The sequence below is a fragment of the Cytobacillus sp. Bac17 genome, assembly GCF_024519925.1.
GTDB classification, from domain to species: domain Bacteria; phylum Bacillota; class Bacilli; order Bacillales; family Cytobacillaceae; genus Cytobacillus; species Cytobacillus pseudoceanisediminis.
In genome coordinates this window covers 159135-169277 of sequence record NZ_JALJRC010000009.1, presented here as the reverse complement: position 1 = coordinate 169277, position 10143 = coordinate 159135, and the positions used below count along the sequence as shown (strand labels likewise).

Below are 10143 nucleotides of genomic sequence, written 5' to 3'. Positions count from 1 at the left end.
CATTGTATTACTTCTATTTTAAAATAAAAAAGACTGCAGACAAGCACGATTTTCATCGAGTTTGTCGACAGTCTGAAGAGTACAGTGAAAAACTGTACTCTTTTTATCATGGCAGAAAAATTTTATGCTGATTTAGCAGAAGCCTGTCACTTGATTTTTGAGGACTGGGATCGTTCCATTGCCAGACAGGGAGAGGTGCTGGATAATCTATTATATTATCGGAAGAAGGCATAAAAAAATCATCTTCTATATTGGTTTGTTTTCCATTATTGGGACCCAGACTTTAGCTTCAGCTAAAATAGATATAATATTCCCAGTATAGAGTCTATAAAAGGAAGGCCTAAAAAAGCTGCTGCTGGAAGCTGGATTCCGTCAGTTTAAATGGCTTCACCATGAAGAATCTGGTTTTTCTCAGCCAATTATCATAGCTTATAATTAAAAAAAGGCCGAATGGCCTTTTTTTAATAGAAATTATTTAGAATAACCAGCTGATTATCGCGCCAATTACCACAATTGCTCCAACTACCATAAAAATTGTACGTATCATCTATCTTCACTCCAATCACTATGCAATAAAATGGTCACTTATAGCTGAAATGTTTCAGCTGAATTGATTAAGCGTTTTTCTGACATGCGAAGAACTGAAACATGGTTGCTGCACATTTCTTTGATTTCTTCCAGATGCTTCTGAACTTCATTTCCTTCAACAATGATTTTTAGGGTCGTTTGCGGCTTCACTGTTAATAGGAAAGACACTAATTTAGACAGATTTGAGGCATCCACAGCTTTGTGTTTGCTGTAGAGGTATGTAGTGCCTTCAAATTGTTTTGCTACTTGATAAATTTCAAGCATTTTCTTCATTGTGAACCTATTTTGGACTAAAACATTGGTAGAAATTATTTCTTTCATTTTAAAAATCTCCTTTTCAAAAAGTATTTTATATATTAATCGATTAATGATATTAATGATGTGGTTGTACTAGGGATTTACCCATGTAATCTGAACCGTAAACCACCCTGATTCAAAGTGTGAATAATTACCTTTTTAAGTCGCTAATGATATCAGGGGTGAGGCACTATCAGTCTCCAGCAGGAGATAAAAACCATCAAAAGCCGCTTAATCAATTGTTTGTCACTAATTAAACTGGAGATATAAACCGGGAAACTGAGGTTAAAGGGATGAAAAAATTCAAAGAAATCTTTCAAAATGCCAATTATGTGAAATTGTTTTTCGCTAACTTTACTTCTCAGATGGGCAGTACAATTGGTTTAACAGCATTCATGTTTTATTTGCTTGACCGTTTCTCGGAACAGCCTTTTTATGCTACATTAACTGAATTGATGTTCTCCGTTCCGACTCTGGCGGTGTTTTTTTTAGTTGGAGTGTTTGCGGATAGGATGGATCGCCAGAAAATTGCTTATTATTGTGACTGGATCAGCTCATTATTATCAATTGTACTTTTGCTGACTGTTCTCATTGGCTGGATGCCGCTGGTATTTGCAGTATTGTTCCTGAGGAGTGCAATCCAGAAATTCTTTTTTCCCGCTGAGCATGCAATGATTCAAGGAATATTGAAAAGTGAAGATTATACCACTGCTGCGGGCCTAAATCAGGTTGTGATGAGTCTTTTCATGCTGTTCGGAAATGGTCTAGGCATTTTTGTATACTGGACAGTGGGAGTATACGGCGCAATTATGACTGATGCTCTTACCTTTATCATCAGTGCATTATTAATAAGATCATGCCATATCCCCGAAGAAGTCCGCCTGCCGAATGGCGGCCATAAGCTTAAAGACTTAAATATAGCGCTTGTCCTCAAGGACTTTAATCTTGGAATGAAATATATTCTAAATCACAGGTTATTATCTGCTTTGCTTGTTGGTTTCTTCGTTTTCGGAGTGGTAAACGGCGGGTTTTCCATAATGCCAATTTTTATGCTGAAATATAAGCTGGAGCCGCACGCCTATGAGGAATACTCAGTCCTGCTTGGAATAACCTTTGGGATTGGCATTCTGATTGGCAGCTTTGCTGCCTCTTTGCTTGCTCAAAAATTCAAACTTTATCAGCTGATCATTGCCGGATTATTGTTATCAGGAAGTTTCATCATTGCTGCCTCTTTTGCTGAAAATACGATCATTTTCCTTTCTTTATTATTTGCTGCAGCATTTGGCCTGCCTTTAGTGAACATTGCCATTGGCGGCTGGATGCCAAGCATTGTTGATCCGAAGATGATGGGTAGAGTACAGGGATGGATAAGCCCGCTGATGATGCTTTCCCAATCCTTAACACTCGGATTTATTGCTGTCAGCTTTCCTGGACTCTTCAAAGTAGAAATGCTTTATTGGATGGTAGGGGGCTGTTTAGCACTTGTTGGTGTTTTTTACAGCCTTATCCTTCCGGGATTGACGAAAAAGTCAGAAAAAAGCAGTGAAGCACATTCTTTGAAACAGACTGGTGCAGTATAATGTAATAAAAGACTAAAAGTCCCTATTATAGGGGCTTTTTATGTATGAAAAAAATTTTAAAATAAAATATGAACGATTTCATCTCTTGAACGTCTTATGAGTGAAATAAATAGGTAACAATGGGATGATAGAGAAGAGAGGAAAGAAGCTGATGGAGGAGAAAGACCTTATAATAAGCGCCAAACGAGGAGATCAGCTCGCTTTTGCCATGCTTTTTAAAAATAACTATCCCTTTCTGGTTAAATACTTAATCAAAATCACTATGAATCCCGATGCAGCTGAAGAGCTTGCCCAGGAAACAATGGCCAAATGTGTTGAGAAAATCGGCCTGTTCAATGGCAAGGCGAAATTTTCTTCCTGGCTGATTTCCATTGCGACGAATTTGTATATTGATCAGAAGCGAAAGTCGAAAAGAGAGAGGAACTGGAAAGCAGAGGAAGAAGTATCCAGACGCATGAAATGGCACCTTGAAAGCCGAAATGAAGAATGGAATGATGCCTTATCGGCATTGGGAAAATTAAAAGACGAGATAAGGATACCTATCGTACTTAAACATTATTATGGCTACTCATATGAGGAAATAGGAGAAATGATGAAGATATCTTCAGGCACCGTCAAGTCAAGAGTGCACAATGGGATCATGTCTGTAAGAGAGGAGTTGAAGCTTCATGACGAACAGGAAATTACTGCAGCTCGATCACGATCATCAAGATGAGAATTTTCTGGCTGCTGTAAAGAAGATAGAAGACGGATTGGAATCGCTGGAAGAAAATGTCCCGGTATATACACCTGATCTGCAATTTTTTGAAAACTTAGTTGCAGAGCAAAAACAGTCGATGAAAAGGAAATTGATCAGGGACTTAGCTATCTTCACTGTTGCAGCACTCCTCATTGTAACTTCTTTATTATTCATGCTGTATCAGGTTCCAGCTGTATTTTTTATTCTGCAGGGAATTGTCACTGTTTTTATTATGGCTTATAGTACAGTCAGCTTTGTTAAGCAGGTGAATGGCACATGAGCAGCGAAGAAATTTCCCTCCCTTTGCTGATTGTTGTGGGGATCATCTTAATTGCACAGAGTACCTTCCTATTCCTGGATGCAAGAAAGCATGGCCACAATTATTGGCTATGGGGTATTATCGGTTTAATTCAGGCGCCAATGCCTACGCTGTTTTACTTGATTTTCGTCAGAAAGATTTGGCAGAAAAAAGACTAATTGAGGGATGAAGGATGAAAAAGTTAAAACAGATGCTGCTGCTTACAGCCACAGGAGGCCAGCTGCTTGGAATCGCCATGCTGTTTATCAATATTAAGGCAGCGATTATGTTTTATATCTTATATGCTTTAATGATTTTTGCGATATTTATTGTACTGATTGCAGAAAGAAAAAAAGAAAAAGAGGAGGAAGAGCAAAATGATTATCGTGACTACTGATGCGGTACCTGGGAAAGAGATTAAAGAAATTAAAGGCTTTGTAAGAGGGAGTACAGTACAGACAAAACATATTGGAAAAGATATTCTAGCAGGATTGAAAACAATTGTAGGCGGAGAAATTGGTGAATATACTGAAATGATGGATGAAGCAAGACAGAAGGCAATAGGCAGAATGGTTGAAGATGCAAAAGCTAAAGGGGCCAACGCAATCATTGGAATGCGGCTGCAGACATCAGCTGTTATGCAAAATGCTGCAGAGATCATTGCATACGGAACCGCAGCTATAATTGAAGAATAACAGGAGAAAAACCAGCTGACACTTTAGCTGGTTTTTTTTATTTTGATAGATAGGACTGGTTTTCTTTTGTGAAAAATAGGGAAAGATTTGCAGGTGAATATTTGGCAGAAAATACTTAAAAAGAAACTAGTGAATTTTATATGATTTTAAAAGCAATTTACATTGAAATCCTTTACAATAGAGTGAAACTTCTTTTAATAAGGCTATTTTTGTTTATATAAGTTAGTTTAATTTTCTGAGTTGATTGGAATGGAGGGCACTTGACTCCTCGAAAATGCTATCGCATTTTCTTCGTGCGGTGTTCACTCGAGGAAGCTTATTCAATGTCCTGCGGGAGAAGAGGGAGGAGCTCTTTTCCTCCGCGGAAAGCAACTGCCCGCAGTCGAAATCAATGGGCTTAGTTCATAGGCAAAAAGACAATCTCTAAGAAAATAGCCTTTAAAAACAACACTATGAAAATGACATTTGAATGTAGATTGGAGTTTATATGCTATATTACCGTACGTATGTAAAAGATGAATCATTGCCATGGGTTACCTTTGTTCATGGTGCAGGGGGCAGCTCTGCAATTTGGTATAAACAAATGAGAGAGTATAAAAAGCATTTCAATGTTCTGCTGGTAGATTTGCGGGGACATGGTCAATCTGGAAGAGGCACATGGGAAGAAGGAGATCATTTTTCGGAAGTATCTCTGGAAATAGTTGAGGTGCTTGATCATCTCCATATCCCCGAGTCTCACTTCGTAGGGATCTCGCTGGGAACAATAGTGATTCAGACAATTGCGCAGGATCATCCGGAAAGAGTGGCTTCCATGATTTTGGGCGGAGCGATAACAGAATTGAACTGGCGTACAAGATTTTTGATAGCCATTGCCAATTTAACTAAGTATATGCTGCCGTATATGATTCTTTATCAGCTGTTTGCCTGGATTATCATGCCAAAAAGAAATCATCTTGAATCAAGACATGCCTTCGTAAGACAGGCAGCAAAAATGTGCCAAAAGGAATTTATCAACTGGCTGTCCTTAACAAAGTCAGTCAATCCTTACCTTGGAAAAATCCAGTCAAGCATATCCCACATCCCTACCCTTTTCATCATGGGGCAGGAAGACCATTTGTTTATTAAGTCTGTAAGAAGCATTGCCCAGAAAGCAAAAACAGCTACAGTCAAAGTCATTACAGGTGCAGGACATGTATGCAATATTGATAAACCTGATGCCTTTAACCAGATAACCATCGATTTCATCAGGAGGCAGAAAAGAAGATTGGCATCATAAGAAAGCGGAAGCGCCTTGTCCACAAAAGGAATGCAGACTAAGAACGCTACGTCCTGCGGCAACGTCTGCATGACCCACATCCTATGGGCCTCAAGCACAAGACGAGCCCCCCCGGCATGGCCCATGGACGACAGGCATAAGACGGTTCCTGTAAGAAGGCGTACTTCCTTCTGAAAGGAAACGGTTTATGACCCCGAGTCCATAGGAGCCGCAACAAGACAAGCTTGTGACCTCGAGGGGGGATGCGCTCCTCCTAAAAGCTAGCGCTTTTAGTCGTGCGATGATTAAGCTGTCGAAGCATTCCTTGTGGAGCCAGACAGTTCTCGGGGTTTTAAATTTTTTAAATGAGTTAATGACAGAAAATTTTCAAGAATAGGAAAAAGGCTGATTGACTTTTGGTGAGAGCGGTGATAATCTTACCAATATGGAAAAAAATGAAAAGGAGGGTTACAAAATGATCTTAATTCATCATCATCAAAAAACAATTCAAAAAAGAAAATCTGTAACCTATCCTTTAAAGCATATAAAAATGTAAACAGGATCTGCCTGCACATTTTGAAGGAGCACAGGTTACATTTTGTAACGTGTGCTCTTTTGTCTATTAAGACATATCGCATGCCGCGGTATGTCTTTTTTTGTCCAATTATATAAAGTTGAAAGTAGGAGTTGCAGGCTTAGCCTGTATCCATATATGTACGCTTTTATAAGCGGCTGTTTCGGCAGCAATACAAGGATAGGAGGATAATTTTATGAATGCTTTAAGAATGAGAAAGACAATTTTGCCGGAGGATCTGGATGGAGGCTAGTTATGAAATTTGCTGCTGTTTATGTATGAAAGCTCTTGATTAAAACTTGAGCTTCATGCGGGAAAGGGGAGAGATCGTTGTTTTCGATTTTAGGAAAATTAAGCTGGTTTTTTAAAGAAAACTGGAAGAGGTACACAATTGCTATTACTCTGCTAATCATTGTCGGAATCCTTGATGTAATGCCTCCAAGGCTTGTAGGAATGGCAATTGATGACATTCATCTGGGTGAAATGAGCAGTGCTAAAATCATGGAGTACCTTGGTTTATTGGCGATTATCACAATTGTTTCCTATGGAATTACGTATATTTGGATGTATCAGCTCTTCGGAGGGGCATTTTTGGTAGAAAGAAAACTGCGTTCACAGTTTATGGGACACCTATTGAAAATGACCCCAACATTTTTTGAGAAAAACCGGACCGGTGATTTAATGGCCAGGGCTACAAATGATTTAAAAGCTATATCAGTTACAGCCGGATTTGGAATATTGACACTGGTGGATTCCAGCGTATTTATGCTGACGATATTATTTACAATGGGATTTCTGGTTAGCTGGAAACTAACCTTTGCTGCAATATTGCCTCTGCCTATCATGGCTTATCTGATAAAGATTTACGGGAAGAAGATTCATACACGGTTTATGAGTGCTCAGGATGCCTTCGGAGAACTCAATGACCGGGTTCTTGAATCTGTTTCGGGAGTCAGGGTGGTGCGCGCTTATGTGCAGGAAAGAGCAGATCAGCAGCGTTTCCATGAACTCACTGAAGATGTTTACAACAAAAATATTGAAGTGGCTAAAATTGATTCTCTTTTTGAGCCAACCATAAAGGTGATTGTGGGCTTAAGCTATCTTATAGGACTGGGGTATGGTGCTTATCTTGTTTTCCATCAAGCCATCACCCTTGGCCAGCTCGTGTCATTTAATGTGTATTTAGGCATGCTGATTTGGCCAATGTTCGCTATCGGAGAATTAATTAATGTTATGCAAAGAGGAAATGCATCGCTTGATCGGGTACAGGAAACATTGTCCGCTAAGCAGGATATTAAGAATCCTGAATCCCCGTATATCGTTGAAACGCCTGCCAGTGTAACCTTTAAGGATGTTCATTTCCAATATCCTTCTTCAAAAACGGCTAACCTCAAAGGGATTAAGCTGCATATCGAGCGCGGGGAAACGCTGGGGATTGTAGGGAAAACAGGAAGCGGGAAGACCACTTTCATAAAGCAGCTATTAAGAGAATACCCATCAGGCACCGGGATGCTTGCAATTGCTGATGTTCCAATTGAAGAACAGGAGCTTGAAAGAACGAGGGGATGGATCGGTTACGTTCCACAGGATCATGTTCTTTTCTCCAGAACTGTCCGGGAAAACATCCTTTTTGGAAAAGAGGACGCGACTGTAGAAGATATGCAAAAGGCAATTGATTTGGCAGCTTTCCGCAAAGACCTTGAACTGCTGCCTGAAGGGCTTGAAACACTGGTCGGTGAAAAGGGAGTGGCCTTATCAGGAGGACAAAAACAGCGGATTTCCATTGCTCGTGCACTAGTGAAGGATCCGGAAATTCTGATCCTTGATGACTCACTTTCAGCCGTTGATGCCAAAACGGAAAAAAAGATCATTGATAATATCCGGACTGACCGCAAGGGTAAAACGACAATAATTACAACCCACAGGATGTCAGCCGTCCAGCACGCTGATCATATTATCGTCCTTGATGAAGGAGGAATTTCAGAAGAAGGCACTCATGAGGACTTAATGGCTGCAGATGGATGGTACAAGGAACAATTTTTGAGGCAGCAAACACAAGTCTCTGAGGAAGAGGAGGTGATTTCATGACCACTGGGAAGCGTTTAATCCGGTATGCACTTCATTATAAAAAAACGATTATTGCGGCACTGCTGATGCTTACGATAGCTGTAGCGGCAGACCTGGCGGGGCCTTTCATAGCCAAGAAAATGATCGATGACCATATTCTTGGCATAGAATCAGTCTGGTATCAGACAGAGGGCGGAGAAGGTGCCGTAGAATACGCTGGTCATTTTTATAAAAAAGAGAAAAACCTTGATCAGGGTGAGCAGAAAATAGATCAGGCCCGCATCCTGCAGGCAGGAAGCCAATTCGTCTTTATCAGGGGTGACATTGCTTTTGATGGAGAACGAACCTATAAAGACGGCAAACTGCTTATAGAAAAAAGCGGCCAAACCGAAACATATGAAGGGAAGGCTTTGACTGGTGAAGAACTGATGCTTTTTTATTCACCTGAGATTCCTAAGATCGTTCAGCTTTTGGCCTTTTACTTTGGATTGCTGGTCATCGCTGCTTTTTTTCAGTACGGTCAGCGGTTTTTTCTGCAAAAGTCGGCAAATAGGATCATTCAGCAAATGAGAGAGGATGTCTTTGGGCAGATTCAAAGACTGCCAATCAGTTACTTTGACACTCTGCCGGCAGGCAAGGTGGTTGCCCGAATAACTAATGATACAGAAGCCATACGTGAGCTTTATGTGACAGTACTGGCAACCTTTTTTACAAGTGCCATATATATTTCAGGTATTTATATCGCTTTATTTATTTTAGATGCCAAGCTTGCTGCAATCTGTTTAATCCTGCTCCCGATTTTATATGTTTGGGCGATTGTGTACCGTAAGTATGCATCGAAATACAATCATGTAATCCGTTCCAGGGTGAGTGATATCAATGGCATGGTGAACGAATCGATACAGGGAATGAACATCATCCAGGCGTTTGGCCGCGAAAAAGATACACAAAAGGATTTTGAAAAGCTGAATATAGAGCATTTTACCTTCCAGAATAAACTTTTGAGCCTCAATTCACTGACCTCACATAATCTGGTGGCAGTGCTGAGAAACGTGGTCTTTGTTGCATTTATCTGGTATTTTGGGGGAGAGTCGCTAAATGCATTATCTGTCATTTCACTCGGGATGCTTTATGCATTTGTAGACTACATTAACCGCCTGTTTCAGCCGGTGCAGGGTATTGTTAATCAATTGGCCAATCTGGAGCAGGCACTTGTTGCCGGTGAAAGAGTGTTCAAATTACTTGATGAAAAGGGCATTGATATTAGTGATAATATAATATCCCGCTATAAAGGGGATGTGACATTCGATCATGTGCACTTTGGCTATAAAGAGAAGGAATATGTGCTGAAGGATCTAAATTTTGAAGCAAACCACGGAGAGACAGTTGCTCTGGTAGGCCATACCGGATCAGGGAAAAGTTCAATCATGAATCTTCTCTTCCGTTTTTATGATTGCCAGGAAGGCAAAATTATGATCGACGGAATGGATATAAAACAGATTCCAAGGCAGGAGCTCCGCAAACATATGGGCATCGTCCTGCAGGATCCTTTTTTGTTCACAGGAACCATTGCTTCCAATGTCAGTCTTGATGACCCAGAAATAACGCGAGACAAAGTGGAGAAGGCTCTAAAGGATGTGGGAGCAGATAAGATTTTTCAGCATCTTGAAAATGGTTTCGATGAGCCGGTTATCGAGAAGGGAAGCACGCTCTCCAGCGGGCAGAGGCAGCTCATTTCCTTTGCGCGTGCCCTTGCTTTTGACCCGGCCATCCTGATACTCGATGAAGCAACATCAAGCATCGATACTGAGACAGAATTGATTATCCAGGAAGCCATGGATGTGCTGAAAAAAGGGAGAACCACATTTATTATCGCCCATCGTCTATCGACAATCCGAAATGCTGATCAAATCCTCGTTCTGGATAGAGGTAGAATAGTTGAAAAAGGCAACCATGCTGAATTAATGGAGCAAAAGGGTAAATATTATCAAATGTATCAGCTCCAGCAAGGATCAACACTTGCTGGATAGCAGGAAAGCGCCGGATGGCG

General features: G+C 40.5%; 11 protein-coding genes. 10 read left to right on the top strand and 1 reads right to left on the bottom strand.

Features of this window, described 5'->3' with window-relative positions; translation table 11 throughout:
• Window positions 1-108 precede the first annotated feature (108 nt).
• Entirely contained in the window at window positions 109-234 is a 126-nt protein-coding gene (locus tag NR125_RS13560; protein WP_256815488.1) for a hypothetical protein, read from the top strand.
• Window positions 235-585: 351 nt separating this feature from the next.
• Here the strand turns inward: NR125_RS13560 and NR125_RS13555 are convergent, their stop codons facing one another.
• The gene (locus tag NR125_RS13555; RefSeq protein ID WP_009331477.1) at window positions 586-909 is read right to left on the bottom strand and encodes an HPr family phosphocarrier protein; all 324 of its coding nucleotides are present in this window, start codon (window positions 907-909) and stop codon (window positions 586-588) included.
• A gap of 269 nt (window positions 910-1178) precedes the next feature.
• Here NR125_RS13555 and NR125_RS13550 point away from each other — a divergent pair, with 269 nt between their 5' ends.
• The 9 genes from NR125_RS13550 (at window position 1179) to NR125_RS13510 (ending at window position 10123) form a co-directional block, all read left to right on the top strand.
• Window positions 1179-2465 (top strand): MFS transporter, encoded by a 1287-nt coding sequence (locus NR125_RS13550; protein WP_256815487.1) that lies wholly within the window; start codon window positions 1179-1181, stop codon window positions 2463-2465.
• Between the two features lie 124 nt (window positions 2466-2589).
• Window positions 2590-3180 carry an RNA polymerase sigma factor SigY gene (gene sigY / locus NR125_RS13545; protein WP_009331475.1) on the top strand — a complete coding sequence of 197 codons (591 nt, stop codon included), beginning with the start codon at window positions 2590-2592 and terminating at the stop codon, window positions 3178-3180.
• Window positions 3134-3484 carry a YxlC family protein gene (locus NR125_RS13540; RefSeq protein ID WP_019381402.1) on the top strand — a complete coding sequence of 117 codons (351 nt, stop codon included), beginning with the start codon at window positions 3134-3136 and terminating at the stop codon, window positions 3482-3484. The genes sigY and NR125_RS13540 overlap by 47 nt, the downstream gene beginning before the upstream one ends.
• Window positions 3481-3681 (top strand): hypothetical protein, encoded by a 201-nt coding sequence (locus tag NR125_RS13535; RefSeq protein WP_009331473.1) that lies wholly within the window; start codon window positions 3481-3483, stop codon window positions 3679-3681. The genes NR125_RS13540 and NR125_RS13535 overlap by 4 nt, the downstream gene beginning before the upstream one ends.
• A gap of 14 nt (window positions 3682-3695) precedes the next feature.
• Window positions 3696-3899: a hypothetical protein gene (locus NR125_RS13530; protein ID WP_019381403.1), complete on the top strand. Its 204-nt coding sequence runs from the start codon at window positions 3696-3698 to the stop codon at window positions 3897-3899.
• Window positions 3880-4197, top strand: a complete 318-nt coding sequence (locus NR125_RS13525) for a YbjQ family protein (RefSeq protein ID WP_019381404.1) — start codon at window positions 3880-3882, stop codon at window positions 4195-4197. Before NR125_RS13530 ends, NR125_RS13525 begins: the two co-directional genes overlap by 20 nt.
• A gap of 487 nt (window positions 4198-4684) precedes the next feature.
• Window positions 4685-5473 carry an alpha/beta fold hydrolase gene (locus NR125_RS13520; protein ID WP_256815486.1) on the top strand — a complete coding sequence of 263 codons (789 nt, stop codon included), beginning with the start codon at window positions 4685-4687 and terminating at the stop codon, window positions 5471-5473.
• A gap of 883 nt (window positions 5474-6356) precedes the next feature.
• On the top strand, window positions 6357-8114 hold the full coding sequence (locus NR125_RS13515) for an ABC transporter ATP-binding protein (protein ID WP_019381406.1): 1758 nt from the start codon (window positions 6357-6359) through the stop codon (window positions 8112-8114).
• The gene (locus tag NR125_RS13510) at window positions 8111-10123 is read left to right on the top strand and encodes an ABC transporter ATP-binding protein (RefSeq protein ID WP_256815485.1); all 2013 of its coding nucleotides are present in this window, start codon (window positions 8111-8113) and stop codon (window positions 10121-10123) included. The genes NR125_RS13515 and NR125_RS13510 overlap by 4 nt, the downstream gene beginning before the upstream one ends.
• Window positions 10124-10143: the final 20 nt, after the last annotated feature.